Source organism: Marinobacterium aestuariivivens, from assembly GCF_042661465.1.
GTDB classification, from domain to species: Bacteria; Pseudomonadota; Gammaproteobacteria; order Pseudomonadales; family Balneatricaceae; genus Marinobacterium_A; species Marinobacterium_A aestuariivivens.
This window is the reverse complement of sequence record NZ_JBHSWE010000001.1, coordinates 1,805,022-1,822,042: the sequence shown is the minus strand read 5'-3', so window position 1 is coordinate 1,822,042 and position 17,021 is coordinate 1,805,022. Positions and strand designations below refer to the sequence as shown.

Genomic DNA, 17,021 nt, shown 5'->3' with positions numbered 1-17,021 from the left:
CGGGGCGGCTGTGGGGATGGTTCGCCGTTCTGATGTTGCTGGCATCGCTGTGCCGTGCCGAAACCTGGGTGCTGGTCGATACCCGCCGGCAGACCCTGACGGTACTGGACGACCTCCGGGTACTGGAGCATTTCGATCGGGTGGCGCTCGGCGTCGCCGGCGCGGGAATCAAGCATCGACGAGGCGACGACAAAACGCCGCTGGGGACTTTCCGGGTCGCCTGGTTCAACCCCGCAGCCGATTCGGCCTCTTTATCGGGCTGAATTACCCGACGCGGACCTATGCGGAGCGGGGATTGCGTGACGGGCGCATCGACCGGGGCACCTACCTGCGCATCGTCAGCGCGCTCGATCTCGGGCTGGTTCCGCCCCAGGACACCCCGCTCGGTGGCCAGATCGGTATTCATGGCCTCGGTGGCGGCGATCCCGATGTGCATGAGCTGTTCAACTGGACCAATGGCTGTGTCGCGTTGACCGATGCCGAAGTAAAGCGTCTTGCGCGCTGGGTCAATCGCGGCACCCGCGTGGAAATACTCTGAAACCCGGCTCCATCCAGGGTTCAATCCCCGGCGCTGGGCTATGCTTTCAGCGGCAGCCCTCGCGGTTGCGCCCCCTATGTCTATCAGGAGAGTCATCACGATGAGAATCGCTAATCTGTTGAAAGTCCCGGTTCTGGCAGTACTGGCCGCCCTGACTTTTGGCTGCGCCAGCACCGGCGACATGCAGGCGCTGAAGGATATGCATGCACAGGACATGCAGGATGCCATGGCCGTGGCCAATGAGGCCAAGGCCAGTGCCGACGAAGCCCGGGCGACCGCGGCCGAAGCCCTGCGCGTGGCGAACGAGGCCAATCAGCGCAGCATGGCGACCGAAGAAAAGATCAACCGCATGTTCCAGCGGTCGATGATGAAATAGGTACCCGTCCGGGCCCGGGCACCTGGCGGGCCTGCCGCCGCGCCCGTGGTCCGGGGCATCAGCGGCCGACCAGCATCGGAATGCCGTCGGCCCTGGACATTGCCAGCCATACCGGGACGGCGAGATATCAGCACCGAGCTGCTCGGCGGCTGCGGCGATATCGAGCAGTACCGCGGCGCGTGCCGCTTCGTCGAGCGGCGGGTCCTCGTCGAGTGGCGGGTGGGACTCGATCAGCAGCGACCGGCCGGACCAGCCCACCTTGACCGGCTGGTTGACGATATAGACCGGGGTGCCCAGGGCACCTGCCGGTAGAGACTTTCAATGTTCTCCGGGTACAGGCGCACGCAGCCGTGGGTCACCCGCATACCGATACCGAACTCCTTGTCGGTGCCGTGAATCAGGTAGCCGGGGAGCCCCAGGCGCAGTGCAAAGCGGCCCAGGGGTTGCCCGGACCGCCGGGCACCACATCCGGCAGGATGTCGCCGTTGCGGGCGTGCTCGTCCCTGATCGACTGCGGCGGATACCAGGGCGGGTCTTCCTGTTTCTGGATCACCGACGTCTTGCCCAGCGGCGTCTGCCAGTCCATGCGTCCCACGCTCACCGGGTGGGTGATCACCACCGGCGTCTCGCCGGACGTCGTTTTCGGATAGTAGTAGAGCCGCATTTCCGGCACGTTCAGCACGATGCCGTCGCGTGGCGCGTCGGGCAGCACGAAGCGATTCGGCAGCACCACCTCGGTGCCTTCGCCGGGCAGCCAGCGATCGACATCCGGGTTCGCCATCACGATCTCCTCGTAACCGAGGCCGAAGGCGCGGGCGATGTCCAGCAGCGTGTCCTCCTGCCGTGCCCGGGTCAGGCGGATTTCTCCGACCACGTTCTGACCGGACGGCGGAAGCGGAAAGGTTTCTGCGCCGACATGCAGGGCCGCGGCGAGTCCCGCCAGCAGCCCGATAGCGCGTGGCAGCCAGCGGCTGCTCAGATTGCGGTTGTTCATGGATGGGATCCTAACGCCAAAAATGCCACAGTGCCATCGCTGACGGCAGGATGGCGAGGGGACTTCTATAGTTAGGGAGCCTGCGCGTGATGCCCCGCAGAGGACAGCCGGGATCTGCTCGCAGGCTCCCCTGCAGATCGGAAGAGGTATCCGCCATGTATGCCATGGATATGACAACGGAACAGTTCTGGTCAATGACGTTCTATACGCTGGCGGTCCTGCTGCTGATCGCGATGATGCTGATGCTGTCGCACCTGCTCGGGCAGCAGCGTCATGACCGGGCCACCGACGAGCCCTTCGAATCGGGCATTGTCTCCGTCGGCTCGGGCCGGCTGCGGCTGTCAATCGGCTATTTCGTCATCGCCATCCTGTTCGTGATTTTTGACCTCGAGGTGATCTTCCTCTACGCCTGGGCGGTGGCATTCGAGACGGTCGGCGTGGCCGGTTTCATCGAGGCACTGGTGTTCATCCTGATTCTACTGGCGGCCCTGGCCTACCTCTGGCGCGAGGGCGCGCTGGACTGGGGGCCGCGGCAACGAAGTCTCGCCCCGCGGGAGCGCGGACAATGAGCTGGCACCTGAGCAGGGCCGATACCATCGCCACCGACCGGGACAGCGGCATCGAGGCGTTCGTCAAACACAGCGTACTGACGGCGCGTCTCGAGGAGCTGATGTCCTGGGGCCGCAAGCATTCGCTCTGGCCGTTCAATTTCGGCCTCTCCTGCTGCTATGTCGAAATGGCCACCGCCTTTACCCCGCGCCACGATATCGCCCGTTTCGGCGCCGAAGTGATCCGGGCGACACCGCGCCAGGCCGACCTGATCGTGATCTCCGGCACCGTGTTCATGAAAATGGCGCCGGTGATCCAGCGTCTCTACGAGCAGCTGCTGGAGCCGCGCTGGGTGATTTCGATGGGCTCCTGTGCCAACTCCGGCGGCATGTACGATATCTACAGCGTGGTGCAGGGCGTCGACCGTTTTCTGCCGGTGGATGTCTACGTTCCTGGCTGTCCTCCCAGGCCCGAAGCGCTGCTGCAGGGGCTGACGCTGCTGCAGGATGCAATCGGCGAGGAACGCCGGCCGCTGAGCTGGGTGGTGGACGGGCAGGAGGTGTATCGCGCCCCGCAGGACTCCCAGCGGGATCGCTGGCGCGAGGAACGCCGCCAGGTCACCACGCTGAGGCCCCCGACAGTGTCTGAAGGATTCTGAACATGCTCGAACCACCCGCCGCAAGCCGCGAGCCGGAATCTGTGCCCACACCTCTGCCGAAGGGCCTGTCCCCCGTTGTCCAGCCGACCGCGGACGCCATCGAAACCCTCTGGGTCGCGCGTGACGACCTGGCGGTCCTGATGCGTCATCTGCGGGACAAGAAAGGCTTCGAGATGCTGTTCGACCTGACGGCAATCGACGAGCGCACGCGTGAACATCGCGACGGCCAGCCGGCGTCGGATTTCACGCTCGTCTATCAGTTGCTGTCGGTCAGCCGCAATCGCGATATTCGCATCAAGGTTGCGCTGCCGGAGGACGATCTGTCGCTGCCCAGCCTCTGCGCGGTCTGGCCCAATGCCAACTGGTACGAGTGCGAGGTCTGGGACCTGTTCGGCATCCGCTTCAGCGGTCACCCGCACCTGCGCCGCATCCTGTTGCCGCCGACCTGGAACGGCCACCCACTACGCAAGGACCACTATGCCCGCGCCACCGAGGTCGATCCGTTCAGTCTCGACGAGGCGCGTCAGGATCGCGAACAGGAGGCGCTGCGCTTCAGCCCCGAGGCATGGGGCATGCGGCGCCAGAGCGACGACAGCGATTTCATGTTTCTGAATCTTGGCCCCAACCATCCCAGCGTGCATGGCGTCTTCCGCGTCGCGCTGCAGCTCGACGGCGAGGAGATCGTCGAGGCGGTACCCGACATCGGCTACCATCACCGCGGTGCCGAGAAGATGGGCGAACGCCAGGCCTGGCACAGCTACATCCCCTACACCGACCGCATCGACTACCTTGGCGGCGTCATGAACAACCTGCCCTATGTGCTGGCGGTCGAGAAGCTCGCCGACATAGAGGTGCCGCCAAGGGCCCAGTGCATCCGGGTGATGATGGCCGAGCTGTTCCGCATTGCCAGCCACCTGGTGTTCTATGGCACCTTCGCCCAGGACGTCGGCCAGATGTCGCCTGTGTTCTACATGTTCGCCGACCGAGAGCGGCTGTTCGGCATCGTCGAGGCGATCACCGGCGGGCGCATGCATCCGGCCTGGTTCCGCATCGGCGGCGTGGCCCAGGACCTGCCAGCCGGCTGGGACCGCATGATCCGCGAATTCCTCGATTACCTGCCGGCCAGGCTCGACGAATACGATGCGATGGTGCTGGACAATCGCATGCTGCAGCGGCGCACCCGCGGCATCGGCGTCTACAGCACGGCCGAAGCCCTGGCCTGGGGCGCCAGCGGGCCGGGCCTGCGGGCCACCGGCCTGGACTGGGACCTGCGCAGGAAGCGCCCCTACAGCGGCTACGAACAGTACGATTTCGAGGTGGTGACGGCGACGGGTGGCGACTGTTACGACCGCTGCCGGGTGCGGGTCGAAGAGATGCGCCAGAGCCTGCGCATCATCCGCCAGTGCCTCGACCACATGCCGGAAGGCGACTACAAGGCCCGGCATCCGCTGACGACGCCACCGCCCAAGGATCGCACCCTGGCGGATATCGAGACCCTGATACAGCACTTCGTCAACAGCAGCTGGGGGCCGGTGATTCCGCCCGGCGAAGCCGCGATGATGATAGAGGCGACCAAGGGCATGAACGCCTATTACCTGGTCAGTGACGGCAGCACGATGTCGTACCGGACGCGCATACGTACCCCCTCGTTCCCTCATCTGCAGATGATCCCGTTGATGAGCCGCGGCCTTTTCGTCAGCGACCTGATCGCGATCATCGCCAGCATCGACTTCGTGATGGCGGATGTGGATCGGTGAGCGCCCGGCACGAAGGTGGCTGGATTGTAGGTTGGAATGAGCTTGCGAATTCCGACATTGGAGGTGATGGGCTTCGCTGCGCTCCGCCGCATCCTACGCAAAAGGTTCGAGAGCGCACGGAATGGAGGTGACCTATGAGTGAAATTTTCGCTCGCGACCGCGGCTGGTCGCAGGCCTACCTGAGCGAGCAGGAGCGTGCGGAAATCGAGCACGAGGCCGAGTGCTATCCTCGCCGCGAGGGGCTCTGCATCGAGGCGCTGCGCATCGTGCAGCAGCACCGCGGCTGGGTTTCGGACGAGAGCGTCGCGGCGATCGCCGACTACCTCGGGGTCGACGCGGCCCAGGTCGAGAGCGTGGCGACCTTCTACAACCTTATCTTCCGCGAGCCGGTCGGGCGTCAGGTCATCTACCTGTGCAACAGCGTCAGTTGCTGGATGCTCGGCTGCGAATCTCTGCGGGCGCGCATCCGTGACGAGCTGGGCATCGACTTCGGCGAGACCACCGGAGACGGCGCCTATACGCTGCTGCCGATCACCTGTCTGGGCGACTGCGATCATGCCCCGGCACTGATGATCGGCGACCGTCATTACCACGATCTCGATTCCGCGCGGCTGAGCGAGCTGCTGGGCAATGACCGCGGTACGGAGGAGTAGAGGCCATGGAACGCCCGCTGACAGAGCATCTGAAACAGGACGGCACGGCATTGACGCTGGCCGAATACCGTGCAGCCGGTGGCTATGAAGGGCTGAAGAAGGCACTGGCGGGAATGAGTGCCGAGGCGGTGGTCGAGCAGGTCAAGGAGGCGAATCTGCGCGGGCGTGGCGGCGCGGGCTTTCCCACCGGTGTCAAATGGAGCCTGGTGCCGCGTGGCGAGGGCGCGCCCCATCCGAAGTATCTCGTCGCCAATGCCGACGAGATGGAGCCCGGCGCCTTCAAGGACCGGCTGCTGCTCGAGCGCAACCCGCATCAGCTGCTTGAGGGCATGATCCTGGCGGCCTTTGCGATCGAGGCCGACGTCGCCTATATCTTTCTGCGCGGCGAATATGTCGATGCCGCCCGAAGGCTGCGCGTCGCGATCGACGAAGCCCGTGACGCCGGACTGCTGGGGCGGCGGATACAGGGCAGCGATTTCAGTCTCGAGCTGCACCTGCACATCAGCGCCGGGCGTTATATCTGCGGCGAGGAAACCGCGTTGATCAATGCCCTCGAAGGCAAGCGTGCCACGCCACGGGCCAAGCCGCCGTTTCCGCAGATCAGCGGTGCCTGGGGGCAGCCAACGGTGGTCAACAACGTCGAAACTCTGTGCAACGTGCCGCACATCATCCGCAACAGCGCCGCCTGGTACCATGGCCTCGGTCTCGAGGAGGAGTCCGGCACCAAGCTGTTCGGTGTCAGCGGCCGCGTCCGCAAACCCGGCGTCTGGGAGTTGCCGATGGGCACGCCGATCCGGGAGATATTCGAGGACTGTGCCGCAGGCATGCGCGACGGCTACGCTCTGAGGGGGTTTCTGCCGGGCGGCGGTTCCACCGACTTTCTGTTGCCGGAGCACCTCGATCTGCCGATGACCTACGAGAGCATCGGCAAGGCCGGCAGTCGCATGGGCACCGGGACCCTGATCGTGCTCGACGACCGCACCTGTCCGGTCGGCATGGTGCTCAATCTCGAGCGCTTCTTTGCCCAGGAGTCCTGTGGCTGGTGTACCCCCTGTCGGGACGGTCTGCCCTGGACCCGGCAGCTGCTCGAGGCGATCGAGGACGGCAGCGGCCGGCCAGAGGATCTGGACACCCTCGAAGAGCACTGTCGCTTCATGGGACCGGGCAAGACGTTCTGTGCCCTCGCGCCCGGGGCGATGGAGCCGCTGCAGAGTGCCCTGAAATATTTTCGCGAGGATTTCAAACGCCATATCCGGGAGGGATGTTGTCCCTATCGCAAGGCTGAGGCCTAAGGCGCAAGGACAGGCACCGGCCACGACCGAATTCCCGGACCGGAGGATGGGGGCAGCGATGCACTGCAGCAGGCTTTACGCTTGCAGCGGGTGACGGGCATCGCGGAACCCGTCAGATCGATCGCAGTGCAGATCGATGGGTGTCGGTTGGCACGTCGTAAGGAGAAAGGAATTTCAACCTTGATATCCTTCGCGGCGAGGTGCCTTTTATGCAGCTACGCTTATGCATACGCTCAACGCCACCGAGGTCGCCATGAGCAGGATTCTGATCGACGACAAGGAGTACGAGGTCAACCCGCAGCACAACCTGCTGCAGGCGATACTGTCGCTCGGTCTGGACCTGCCCTATTTCTGCTGGCATCCGGAACTCGGTTCCGTCGGCTCCTGCCGCCAGTGCGCGGTGCTGCAGTACAAGGACGAGGAGGACCGGCACGGCCGCCTGGTGGTGGCCTGCATGACGCCGGTAGAGGACGGCATGCGCATCGGACTGGAGGTCTCCCAGGCGCAGGCGTTCCGCGCCACCGTGATCGAGGCGTTGATGACCAATCACCCCCATGACTGTCCGGTCTGCGAAGAGGGTGGCGAGTGCCATCTGCAGGACATGACCGAGATGAGTGGTCATACTTTCCGCCGCTACCGCGGTCTCAAGCGCACCCATCGCAATCAGTACCTTGGCCCCTTCATCAACCATGAGATGAACCGCTGTATCGCCTGCTATCGCTGTGTGCGCTTCTACCAGGACTATGCCGGCGGACGCGATCTCGGTGTCCAGGCCGCCCACAACCATGTCTATTTCGGCCGCGCCGAAGACGGTGTACTCGAAAGCACCTTCAGCGGCAACCTGGTCGAGATCTGCCCGACCGGCGTTTTCACCGACCGCACCTACAGCCGCCGCTTCAGCCGAAAATGGGACCAGCAGTGCGCGCCGTCCGTCTGCGCCCACTGCGCTGTAGGCTGCAACACCCTGCCGGCCGAACGATACGGCCGCATCATCCGCATCGGCAACCGTTTTCAGCCGGACCTCAATGGCTACTTCCTCTGCGATCGTGGCCGGTTCGGTTACGACTACCAGAATGCACCGGGGCGTCTGCTGGGGGGTACCGCAGGGAAGATGGCGAAGTCCGGCCGGAAAATGCCGAAACGCTGCTCGATGAACTGCTCGAGGGCATCGCCGACCCGCAGCAGCTGGTGCTGGCCGTCGGCTCGCCGAGGACTTCGCTGGAGAACAATTTCGCCCTGGCGTGCCTGGTCGGGGAGGCGCGGTTCCACGCCGGTATCGCGAGCCGGGAGTGGCAGTGCCTGCAGCAGATTCTGAATGCCGGCGCCGGGCGGGAGCAGCCCTTCGCGACCTTGCAGCAGGTCGAGCAGTGCGATGCGGCGCTGGTCATTGGCGAGGATATCGCCGCCACGGCGCCGCGGCTGGCGTTGTCGCTGCGCCAACTGGTACGCAACCGCAGCTTCGCCCTGGCCGCGGAACAGAAGATCGCTCCCTGGCAGGATGCTGCGGTACGGGGGATCGGGCAGTCGCTGCGCAGCCCCTCTGGCAACTGGTGCCCTGCGACAATGCCCTGAGCGACATCAGCGACGAGCAGTGGTTCGACACGCCGCAGACCATCAGTCGTCTGGCCGAAGCGCTGGCTGAGCGCCTTGCCGGCACCGAGAGGCAGAGAGCTGGAGCCGCAGCAGCAGGCCTGGGTGGAAGCGGCGGCGCAGATGTTGCGCGCGGCCCGGCAGCCGTTGCTGGTGGCCGGCTGTGGTCTGGCCGACCCGCGGCAGCTGCGCGCGGCGGCGGCGATCGCGGCGGCGCTGCAGGGCGATGAGAGCAGCCCGAAACTCTATCTGGCGGCGGCCGAAAGTAACAGCCTGGGCCTTGCGGCGCTGTGCAGCCGGGGCCTAGACGACCTGCTTCAGGCGTTGGACGACGCGCAGAAGCAGGGACGGACGACGACACTGGTGGTGCTGGAAAACGACCTGCAGCGGCGCCTGGCCCCGCAGGCGATGAGGGAATTGCGCCGGCGCTGCGACCGCTGGCTGGTGCTTGATGGCCTGGAGACGCCAACCACGCAGCTGGCCGATGCCGCCGTGGCGGTGCCGACGCAGTTCGAGCAGCAGGGAACCCTGGTCAATGCGGCGGGCATGCTGCAACGTGCCGAAGCCGTGATGTCGGCGCAAAGCGCATCGCCCTGGCGACAATTCGCCGATGCCGTCAGGCGGTCCCGGTACAAGGCGGATGACCCCGGTATCGAGGCCTGGTCCTGGCTTGCGCAGTGGCATAACGCGGACCAGTTGCGTGCCGATCTGGCCGCGGTGGCGCCGGTGTTCGGCGAGATCGTCGTCACGGGGCCTGAAGCCGGTTTTCGCATCCAGGGGCGCAGGCTGGCGCGCCAGGGACCGCGCTATGGCGGCCGTACCGCGATCAGAGCCGGAGTCGAGGTCCGGGAAACGACGCCGCCCGAGGACCCCGACTCGCCCTGGAACTTTTCGATGGAAGGCTCGGAGGGTATCGGTGAGTGGCGGGCCGCGGTCTGGGCGCCGGGGTGGAACTCGGTGCAGGCACTGGGCAAGTTTCAGCGGGAGCTGGGCGGCGACTGGCGCGACTCCCGGCCCCGGTCATGGCTGAATTTTCTGTGGCTTCAGCCCCGCGAGGTTGTCGATCGGGATGCGGTCGCCGTCAGTGGCAGCTGGCAACTGATTCCCCGTTTCGAGGTCTTCGCCGGCGAAGCGCTGAGCGACTGTGCCGGGGCGATCCGTGAGCGGGCCGGTGCCGCGGTGCTCGGCATCGACAGCGCCGGCGCCAGCCGACTCGGGCTGGGTAGCTGGGACAGCCTCGAGCTGCATTATGCCGGCGAGGTGCAGACCCTGCATGTCCGGGTCGATCCGAGTCTGCCGCCTTCGTCGCTGGCGATACCGCAGCGGGCCGGGCTCTGGTGTGCCGCGGCCGACCCCTCGCCGGAGCTGGCGCTGAAACCGGCCGTCGAGCCGCTGCCGCGGCCACCGCAGCTGATCGCGACCGACCGGGAGGCGTGGGATGGCTGAACTCGGCTGGATCGGACTTCGGGTGGTGTCCGTTCTTGGACTGCTGGTGCTCTCGGCAGCCCTGCTGACCTGGGTCGAGCGCAGGCTTCTGGGGCTCTGGCAGGACCGTTACGGGCCCAATCGGCATTGTGTAAGCCCTTTCGGCAGGCTTCTGGCACAGGACTGTGATAATGGCTGAACTGTCGCTTATAGGTCTGCGAGTCGTTTCGCTGCTGGGGCTGCTGGTGCTCTCGGCGGCCCTGCTGACCTGGGTCGAGCGCCGGCTGCTGGGGCTCTGGCAGGACCGTTACGGGCCCAATCGCGTCGGGCCTTTTGGCGTTCTGCAGGTGGTCGCCGACATGCTCAAGCTGCTGGGCAAGCAGGAGTTCATCCCCCCTTCGCCGATCGTCCGGTGTTTGTTCTGGCGCCGGCAATCGCCATGTTCACCATGCTGATGGCCTTTGTCGTGGTGCCGTTCGCGCCGGGCTTTCCGCTCGCCGATCTCAATATCGGCCTGCTGTTCTTCCTGGCGATGTCGTCGCTGGCGGTTTATGCGGTGCTGCTGGGTGGCTATGCCTCCAACAACAAGTATGCGCTGCTCGGGGCCCTGCGCTCGGCGGCCCAGACCCTCAGTTACGAGGTATTCATGGGCCTGTCGCTGCTCGGGGTGGTGCTGCAGGCCGGCTCCTTCAGTCTCGGTGCGATCGTCGAGGCACAGCGCGGGCTCTGGTTCTGCATTCCGCAGTTTCTCGGCATGGTGCTGTTCTTTATCGCCGGTATTGCCGAAAGCCACCGCCTGCCGTTCGATCTGCCCGAGGCCGAACACGAACTGACGGCCGGTTTTCATACCGAATATTCCGGCATGAAGTTCGGCATGTTCTTCGTCGGCGAGTACCTGGGCGTGATCCTGATCTCGGCGCTGATGACGACGCTGTTCTTCGGCGGCTGGCTGGGCCCGTTGCTGCCGCCCTGGCTCTGGTTCCTGCTCAAGACGGCCCTGTTTGTATCGTTGTTCGTGTTGCTGAGGGCGTCCCTGCCGAGGCCCCGCTACGACCAGCTGATGGCGCTGGGCTGGAAGTGCCTGTTGCCGCTGGCGTTACTGAATCTGACGGTAACGGGGCTGGTGCTGCTATGAGCTCAAAACGGAGTAGCCCATGTTCAGTGAACTGAAAACGATCTGGAAGGTGCTGCAGCATAGCGTCCGTCCGCGCGAGACGGTGCAGTATCCGGAGGAAAAGCCCTATCTGGCGCCGCGCTACCGCGGCCGAATCGTGCTGACCCGCGACCCGGACGGCGAAGAGCGTTGCGTGGCCTGCAATCTCTGTGCGGTCGCCTGCCCGGTGGACTGCATCGCCTTGCAGAAAACCGAGGACGAGCACGGCCGCTGGTACCCGGAGTTTTTCCGCATCAACTTCTCCCGCTGCATTCTCTGCGGCCTCTGCGAGGAGGCCTGTCCGACCCTGGCGATCCAGCTGACGCCGGATTTCGAAATGTGCGAGTACGATCGCCAGAATCTGGTCTACGAAAAGGAGGATTTGCTGATCAGCGGCCCGGGCAAGTATCACGACTACAGTTTCTACCGCTTCGCCGGCAAGGCGATCGGCGGCAAGGACAAGGGGCAGGCCGAGCATGAGGCCGAGCCGATCAACACCAAGAGTCTGTTGCCCTAGGGAGTCGCGATGCAGGGACTTTTCCATCTGAACATGCTGATCGCCCTGCTGGCGGCGCTGCAGGTAATTCGCGGCGTCAATGCCGTGCATGCGCTGCTGTACCTGGTCGTGACGCTGCTGACAATGGCGCTGCTGTTCTTCCAGCTCGGGGCGCCGTTTGCGGCGGCGCTTCAGGTCATCGTCTATGCCGGCGCCATCATGGTGCTGATGGTGTTCGTGATCATGATGCTGAACCAGGGCGAGGCCGTCGTCGGTCAGGAGCGTGTCTGGCTGTCGGGCGCCAACTGGCGCGGCCCTACACTGCTCTGTGCGCTGCTGCTGGCGGAGCTGTCCTATCTGTTGCTGCCGGCCGCGCCCGGCGGCGAAGGGCATCTGGTCGATGCCGCCGCCGTGGGGCGCGCCCTCTACGGTCCCTACCTGCTGCTGGTGGAGCTGGCATCGATGCTGCTGCTGGCCGCCCTCGTTGCCGCCTGGCACCTGGCCCGGCCGCTGCGAAAACACAGGGAAGAGGAGTCCGGGGATGACTGTAATACCGGTTGAACAGGGCCTGTTGTTCGCAGCGCTGCTGTTCTGCATCGGCCTGGCTGGCGTGTTGCTGCGGCGCAACCTGATCTTCGTGCTGATGTCGCTGGAGCTGATGCTCAACGCGGTCGCCTTCGTGTTTGTGCTCGGAGGTGCGGCGCACGGCAATGCCGACGGTCAGGTGATGTACGTGCTGATTCTGACACTGGCGGCGGCCGAGGTCGCCATCGCGCTGGCGCTGGTGCTGCACCTCTACCGGCGACACCGCAGCCTGGATGTCGATGTTCTGGACAGAATGAGGGGATAGCATGGGAAGCTGGCTGGCGTGGATTCCGATACTGCCTCTGCTCGGCAGTCTGCTGCTGCTGCTGTTCGGAAAACGGCTGGGAGAGCGGCTGTCGGGCCTGGTCGGGGTCGGCTCGGTGTTGCTGGCGGGCCTGCTCGGGGGCTGGCCATCGCCCGCTTCGTCGCCTCCGACGGCAGCGCATTGAGTGTCGAGCTGTTGCCCTGGCTCAGCAGTGCCGGGCTGACTGTCGGCTTCAGCCTCTATTTCGATGGCCTCAGCGCCGTCATGGTCGGGGTGATCACCGGTGTCGGTCTGCTGATCCATCTGTACTCCGTCGCCTATATGGCCGGGGACGAGGGTTTTGCCCGCTTTTTCGGTTATCTCAATCTGTTCGTCGGTGCCATGCTGATTCTGGTGCTGGGCGGGGACTTCCTGCTGCTCTATCTGGGCTGGGAGGGCGTCGGCCTGTGCAGCTTCCTGCTGATCGGCTTCTGGTATCGCGAGCCGGAGAACGGCTATGCCGCACGCAAGGCTTTCGTCGTCACCCGCATCGGCGATATCGCTCTGGCGCTGGCGCTGCTGATCCTGATTCAGCAGTTCGGAACGCTCCGGATCCAGGACATCGTGGAGTTGGCGCAGCTGCAGTGGGTGCAGTCCGACTGGGCGACCTGGGTGGCGCTGCTGCTGCTGGGGGCGGTCGGCAAGTCGGCCCAGCTGCCGCTGCAAACCTGGCTGCCCGATGCGATGGCCGGTCCGACGCCGGTCAGTGCACTGATTCATGCCGCCACCATGGTGACCGCCGGAGTCTACCTGATCGCCCGTACCCAGGGGCTCTTTCTGCTGTCGCCGGAAGTGATGGAGCTGGTGGCGCTGGTCGGTGCCCTGACGCTGTTCCTGGCGGCCTGCAGTGCCCTGGTGCAGCAGGACCTGAAACGGGTCCTGGCCTATTCGACCATCAGCCAGATCGGCTACATGTTCTTCGCCCTCGGCAACGGCGCCTTTGCCGCCGCCATCTTTCACCTGATGACCCATGCGTTCTTCAAGGCGCTGCTGTTCATGGCGGCCGGCCAGGTAATCCTCAGTCTGCATCACGAGCAGGATATCCGGCGCATGGGCGGGTTACTGCGTCCCATGCCGTTCAGTGCTCTCTGTTTCGCCATCGGTTGTGCCGCGCTGGCGGCGTTACCGCTGACCTCTGGCTTTTACAGCAAGGACGCGATCCTGCTGCAGGCCTGGGGCTGCATGGCGGCGGCTTTGCCTGGTGGCTGGCGCTGGCCGGCGCCCTGGTCACGGCGCTCTACAGTCTGCGGCTGTTCCTGAAACTGTTCCTCGGAGAGCGCAGGATAGAGCCTGCGCCGGATCGCCGCACATTGCTGGCATTGCCGCTGGCGCTGCTCTGCCTGCTGGCGCTGTTCGGCGCCCTGATCCCGCAGCCGCTGGCGGATGTATTCCCGTTGCTGCCCGTATTCGAAGTGCCCGCCGCGGTGCATCTGGCGGTGCTGGCGATGCCCTGGCTGGGACTCGCGACCGGGCTGCTGGTCTGGCGTTACGGCGGCGCCTGGCGACGGCGGTTGGGTGATAGCTGGCTGGCGCGCTGGTGGCGGGCGGGCTGGGGCTTCGACGCCCTCTATGACGGCCTGCTGGTCAAACCCCTGCTGGTGCTGGCGCTGCTCAACCGGCGCGATCTGCTGGATCAGCCGGTGCTGCTGATCGACCGCCTCGGTCGCGCCGGCCATGCCGGCCTCTCCGCCCTGCAGAGCGGGCGCCTGCGTCGCTACGCCGCCGGCATCGTCGTCGGTGCGGTGTTAACACTCGCGGTGGTAACCCTATGATGCTGCTGTGGTTAATAGTGATCCCGCTGCTCGGCGCCCTGCTGGCTCAGCCCGCCGAGCACTGGCAGCGCCACGGCAGCCGCTGGCTGAGCCTGGCGGTGCTGACACTGGAGGCCCTGGTGCTGCTGTTTCTCGGGCCACAGGAGAGCGGCGACTGGTGGCTGCAGCAGCGGGCCGAATGGCTGCCGATGCTGGGCATCGGCTGGCACCTGGCGCTGGATGGCCTCAGCTATCTGTTGCTCTGGCTGACCGTCGCACTCGCCCTGGTTTCGGTGCTGATCTCCTGGCGCGAGATCAGCGAACGGGTGGCCTTCTTTCACGTCAATCTGCTGCTGTCGGTGGCCGGCATCGTCGGGGTCTTCCTCGCCCTCGACCTGTTCCTGTTCTTCGTGTTCTGGGAGCTGATGCTGATACCCATGGTGCTGCTGATCGCGATCTGGGGACACGACAACCGCCGCTATGCCGCGACCAAGTTCTTTATCTTCACCCAGGCCAGCAGCCTGCTGATGCTGGTGGCGATCCTGGGCCTGGCGTTCAGCCATCAGCAACAGACCGGTACACTGAGTTTCGACCGGGACGCGCTGTTGCGTCTGTCGCTCGACCCGGCGCTGGCCTGGTGGCTGATGCTGGGCTTTTTCGTCGCCTTTGCCGTCAAGCTGCCGATAGTGCCCCTGCATACCTGGCTGCCCGATGCCCATACCGAGGCCCCGACCGCCGGCAGCGTGCTGCTGGCGGCGATCCTGCTGAAAACCGGTGCCTACGGTCTGCTGCGTTTTTCACTGCCGCTGTTTCCCGAAGCCAGTGCCGGCTTTGCGCCGGTGGCGATGGGGCTGGGCGCGTTGGGCGTGCTGTACGGTGCCAAGCTGGCTTTCGCCCAGGACGACATGAAGCGGCTGGTGGCCTACACCAGCGTCAGCCATATGGGATTCGTACTGCTGGGTATCTATGCGCTGAACGGCCTGGCACTGCAGGGGGCGGTGATGCAGATGCTGGCCCACGGTTTCAGTACCGCCGCACTCTTCATCATCGTCGGCATGCTCTACGAGCGCTGGCACACCCGGGACCTGCGCCGCCTCGGCGGCCTCTGGGCGCTGCTGCCGCGCCTGTCGGGCTTCACCCTGCTGTTCGCGCTGGCGTCCCTCGGATTGCCGGGTCTGGCGAACTTCGTCGCCGAGTTCCTGATTCTGGCCGGCGCCTTCCAGCGTCACTGGCCGCTGACGGCGGTGGCGGCCCTGGGGCTGGCCGGTGCTGCCCTTTACTCGCTGCTGCTGGTGCAGCGCAGTCTCTGGGGGAGCGGGCGGCGCTGGAGCCCCGGGCGGACTGCTCGCTGCGCGAGTGGGGCGTGCTGTCCGCGCTGGCGCTGGCGCTGTTCTTTTTCGGACTGCATCCGCAGCCTGTTCTGGATCTGGTGCGTCTTCCGGTGGCGCGGATACTCGAAGTGCCGGTGATCGTCGTCGAGGTGCCGGAGGGGAGGGCGAGGCAATGAACATGGCTGAATTCCAGGCCCTGTCGCCGCTGGTCCTCGTCGCGCTGACCGCCGTCGTGGCGATGCTGCTGGCAGGCTTCTGCCGTGACCGGCAGCTGTTGCTGGGCTGGTATCAGTTCGGGCTGTTGCTGGCATTGCTGTCGCTGCCCTGGGCTCTGCCCCAGCCGGGGCTCGACGTGACGCCGTTGCTGCGGATCGACGGTTTCTTCGGCTTTTTCGCCCCGCTGTTCATCCTGGTGGCGATGGTCCTGGGGCTGATGAGCGCCCGCCATTTCGGTCGCGACGGGCAGCAGGTGCGAGCGGAGGAAAGTTATGTGCTGCTGGCCGTCTGTCTGCTCGGCGCCCTGGTGCTGAGCGCGGCGCGTCACTTTGCCGCACTCTTCATCGGTCTCGAACTGATGAGCGTCGCCAGTTTCGCACTGGTGGCCTATCCCTGCGGCGCCGCACCGGGCCGGGATCCCGCGCAGCCGGACAGCCTCGAGGCGGGGCTCAAGTATCTGCTGCTGTCGGCGGTGGCCTCGTGCTTCCTGCTGTTCGGCATCGGCTGCCTTTATCTGCAGTCCGGCACGCTGGACTTTGCACCGCTGCGCGAGACCGGCGAGGCGACACTGCTGTTGCCGGGGCTGGCGCTGCTGCTGATCGGCATCGCCTTCAAGCTGGCGCTGGTACCTTTTCACCTCTGGTCGCCCGATGTCTACCAGGGGCCCCGACGCCCATTACCGCACTGGTGTCGACCCTGTCCAAGGGCGCCCTCGTCGCGGTGCTGCTGCGCTACCTGCACCAGAGCGGGGCGTTGCAGTTCGCAGGGGTCGTGGCGGTGCTGTCGGTGCTGGCGGTGCTGTCGATGCTGGCCGGCAATCTGCTGGCACTGCGCCAGAACGATATCAAGCGGCTGCTCGCGTACTCGTCGATCGCTCATCTGGGCTACCTGCTGGTGGTACTGCTGGCCGTCGGCGGCAGCGATGGCGGGCTTCCGCTACAGGCGGGCGCTTTCTATGTACTGGCCTACAGCCTCACCACCCTGGGAGCCTTCGCGGTGATCGCCTGCGTCTCCGACGGGGCCGGCCGGGCCGATTATCGCCTCGAAGCCTACAGCGGCCTGATGTGGCGGGCGCCCTGGCTCGGCGGCAGTTTCATCCTGATTCTGCTGTCCCTGGCCGGAATTCCGCTGACCGTGGGCTTTATCGGCAAGTTCTACATCTTTGCCGCCGGTGTCCGGGCCGAACTCTGGTGGTTGCTTGGGGCCCTGATTGTCGGCAGCGCCATCGGGCTCTACTACTATTTGCGAATAATACTGTTGCTGCTGGCGCAGGGGCCGGCAGCGGTGACCCGCACAGCGGCCTCTGGCTGGTATACGGGCTGACACTGCTGCTGCTGCTGCTGGGCATTTATC

At 65.4% G+C, this 17,021-nt stretch carries 22 protein-coding genes and 1 pseudogene; 22 read left to right on the top strand and 1 reads right to left on the bottom strand.

All coding sequences use genetic code 11. The features are described 5' to 3' along the window. Window positions 1-32 precede the first annotated feature (32 nt). The 4 genes from ACFQDL_RS09525 (at window position 33) to ACFQDL_RS09510 (ending at window position 1,226) form a co-directional block, all read left to right on the top strand. Complete coding sequence (locus tag ACFQDL_RS09525; protein WP_379908792.1) at window positions 33-263, top strand: L,D-transpeptidase; 231 nt, start codon at window positions 33-35, stop codon at window positions 261-263. A 32-nt stretch (window positions 264-295) separates the two neighbouring features. Next, window positions 296-538 carry a L,D-transpeptidase family protein gene (locus ACFQDL_RS09520; RefSeq protein ID WP_379908791.1) on the top strand — a complete coding sequence of 81 codons (243 nt, stop codon included), beginning with the start codon at window positions 296-298 and terminating at the stop codon, window positions 536-538. A gap of 100 nt (window positions 539-638) precedes the next feature. Then, window positions 639-914: an Lpp/OprI family alanine-zipper lipoprotein gene (locus ACFQDL_RS09515; RefSeq protein ID WP_379908790.1), complete on the top strand. Its 276-nt coding sequence runs from the start codon at window positions 639-641 to the stop codon at window positions 912-914. A 99-nt stretch (window positions 915-1,013) separates the two neighbouring features. After that, on the top strand, window positions 1,014-1,226 hold the full coding sequence (locus ACFQDL_RS09510) for a hypothetical protein (protein ID WP_379913490.1): 213 nt from the start codon (window positions 1,014-1,016) through the stop codon (window positions 1,224-1,226). A gap of 85 nt (window positions 1,227-1,311) precedes the next feature. On the opposite strand, the gene ACFQDL_RS09505 is transcribed toward ACFQDL_RS09510, so the two are convergent. After that, window positions 1,312-1,908 (bottom strand): L,D-transpeptidase family protein, encoded by a 597-nt coding sequence (locus ACFQDL_RS09505; RefSeq protein ID WP_379908789.1) that lies wholly within the window; start codon window positions 1,906-1,908, stop codon window positions 1,312-1,314. 155 nt (window positions 1,909-2,063) lie between these two features. Between ACFQDL_RS09505 and ACFQDL_RS09500 the strand changes: the two genes are divergently transcribed. From ACFQDL_RS09500 to ACFQDL_RS09415, 18 genes and pseudogenes are all read left to right on the top strand, one after another. Then, window positions 2,064-2,477: an NADH-quinone oxidoreductase subunit A gene (locus ACFQDL_RS09500; RefSeq protein ID WP_379908788.1), complete on the top strand. Its 414-nt coding sequence runs from the start codon at window positions 2,064-2,066 to the stop codon at window positions 2,475-2,477. Continuing rightward, a complete protein-coding gene (locus tag ACFQDL_RS09495) occupies window positions 2,474-3,115 on the top strand; it encodes an NADH-quinone oxidoreductase subunit B (RefSeq protein WP_379908787.1) in 642 nt (213 codons plus the stop codon). Before ACFQDL_RS09500 ends, ACFQDL_RS09495 begins: the two co-directional genes overlap by 4 nt. Before the next feature lie 2 nt (window positions 3,116-3,117). Then, complete coding sequence (gene nuoC, locus ACFQDL_RS09490) at window positions 3,118-4,872, top strand: NADH-quinone oxidoreductase subunit C/D (protein WP_379908786.1); 1,755 nt, start codon at window positions 3,118-3,120, stop codon at window positions 4,870-4,872. A 134-nt stretch (window positions 4,873-5,006) separates the two neighbouring features. Next, entirely contained in the window at window positions 5,007-5,525 is a 519-nt protein-coding gene (gene nuoE, locus ACFQDL_RS09485) for an NADH-quinone oxidoreductase subunit NuoE (protein ID WP_379908785.1), read from the top strand. A 5-nt stretch (window positions 5,526-5,530) separates the two neighbouring features. Continuing rightward, window positions 5,531-6,817 carry an NADH-quinone oxidoreductase subunit NuoF gene (gene nuoF / locus ACFQDL_RS09480; RefSeq protein WP_379908784.1) on the top strand — a complete coding sequence of 429 codons (1,287 nt, stop codon included), beginning with the start codon at window positions 5,531-5,533 and terminating at the stop codon, window positions 6,815-6,817. A gap of 223 nt (window positions 6,818-7,040) precedes the next feature. After that, window positions 7,041-8,132 (top strand): NADH-quinone oxidoreductase subunit G, encoded by a 1,092-nt coding sequence (locus ACFQDL_RS09475; RefSeq protein WP_379908783.1) that lies wholly within the window; start codon window positions 7,041-7,043, stop codon window positions 8,130-8,132. A 35-nt stretch (window positions 8,133-8,167) separates the two neighbouring features. Further along, on the top strand, window positions 8,168-8,389 hold the full coding sequence (locus tag ACFQDL_RS09470) for a hypothetical protein (RefSeq protein ID WP_379908782.1): 222 nt from the start codon (window positions 8,168-8,170) through the stop codon (window positions 8,387-8,389). 75 nt (window positions 8,390-8,464) lie between these two features. After that, window positions 8,465-9,853 carry a molybdopterin-dependent oxidoreductase family protein gene (locus ACFQDL_RS09465; RefSeq protein WP_379908781.1) on the top strand — a complete coding sequence of 463 codons (1,389 nt, stop codon included), beginning with the start codon at window positions 8,465-8,467 and terminating at the stop codon, window positions 9,851-9,853. Next, window positions 9,846-10,031: an NADH-quinone oxidoreductase subunit H gene (locus tag ACFQDL_RS09460; RefSeq protein WP_379908780.1), complete on the top strand. Its 186-nt coding sequence runs from the start codon at window positions 9,846-9,848 to the stop codon at window positions 10,029-10,031. Before ACFQDL_RS09465 ends, ACFQDL_RS09460 begins: the two co-directional genes overlap by 8 nt. Window positions 10,032-10,100: 69 nt before the next feature. Further along, window positions 10,101-10,967 carry an NADH-quinone oxidoreductase subunit NuoH gene (gene nuoH, locus ACFQDL_RS09455; protein WP_465264013.1) on the top strand — a complete coding sequence of 289 codons (867 nt, stop codon included), beginning with the start codon at window positions 10,101-10,103 and terminating at the stop codon, window positions 10,965-10,967. A 19-nt stretch (window positions 10,968-10,986) separates the two neighbouring features. Further along, complete coding sequence (nuoI, locus tag ACFQDL_RS09450; RefSeq protein WP_379908779.1) at window positions 10,987-11,502, top strand: NADH-quinone oxidoreductase subunit NuoI; 516 nt, start codon at window positions 10,987-10,989, stop codon at window positions 11,500-11,502. Between the two features lie 9 nt (window positions 11,503-11,511). Further along, window positions 11,512-12,042, top strand: coding sequence for an NADH-quinone oxidoreductase subunit J (gene nuoJ, locus ACFQDL_RS09445; RefSeq protein WP_379908778.1), 531 nt, complete (start codon window positions 11,512-11,514; stop codon window positions 12,040-12,042). After that, window positions 12,023-12,331: an NADH-quinone oxidoreductase subunit NuoK gene (gene nuoK, locus ACFQDL_RS09440; protein ID WP_379908777.1), complete on the top strand. Its 309-nt coding sequence runs from the start codon at window positions 12,023-12,025 to the stop codon at window positions 12,329-12,331. The genes nuoJ and nuoK overlap by 20 nt, the downstream gene beginning before the upstream one ends. 1 nt (window position 12,332) lies before the next feature. Next, entirely contained in the window at window positions 12,333-12,515 is a 183-nt protein-coding gene (locus ACFQDL_RS09435; RefSeq protein ID WP_379908776.1) for a hypothetical protein, read from the top strand. Then, complete coding sequence (locus ACFQDL_RS09430; RefSeq protein WP_379908775.1) at window positions 12,512-13,630, top strand: NADH-quinone oxidoreductase subunit L; 1,119 nt, start codon at window positions 12,512-12,514, stop codon at window positions 13,628-13,630. The genes ACFQDL_RS09435 and ACFQDL_RS09430 overlap by 4 nt, the downstream gene beginning before the upstream one ends. Window positions 13,631-13,680: 50 nt before the next feature. Then, complete coding sequence (locus ACFQDL_RS09425; RefSeq protein WP_379908774.1) at window positions 13,681-14,142, top strand: proton-conducting transporter membrane subunit; 462 nt, start codon at window positions 13,681-13,683, stop codon at window positions 14,140-14,142. Continuing rightward, window positions 14,139-15,590 carry a complex I subunit 4 family protein gene (locus tag ACFQDL_RS09420; protein WP_379908773.1) on the top strand — a complete coding sequence of 484 codons (1,452 nt, stop codon included), beginning with the start codon at window positions 14,139-14,141 and terminating at the stop codon, window positions 15,588-15,590. The genes ACFQDL_RS09425 and ACFQDL_RS09420 overlap by 4 nt, the downstream gene beginning before the upstream one ends. Before the next feature lie 34 nt (window positions 15,591-15,624). After that, a pseudogene (locus ACFQDL_RS09415) lies at window positions 15,625-16,991 on the top strand (NADH-quinone oxidoreductase subunit N). The last annotated feature ends 30 nt before the right edge of the window (window positions 16,992-17,021 follow it).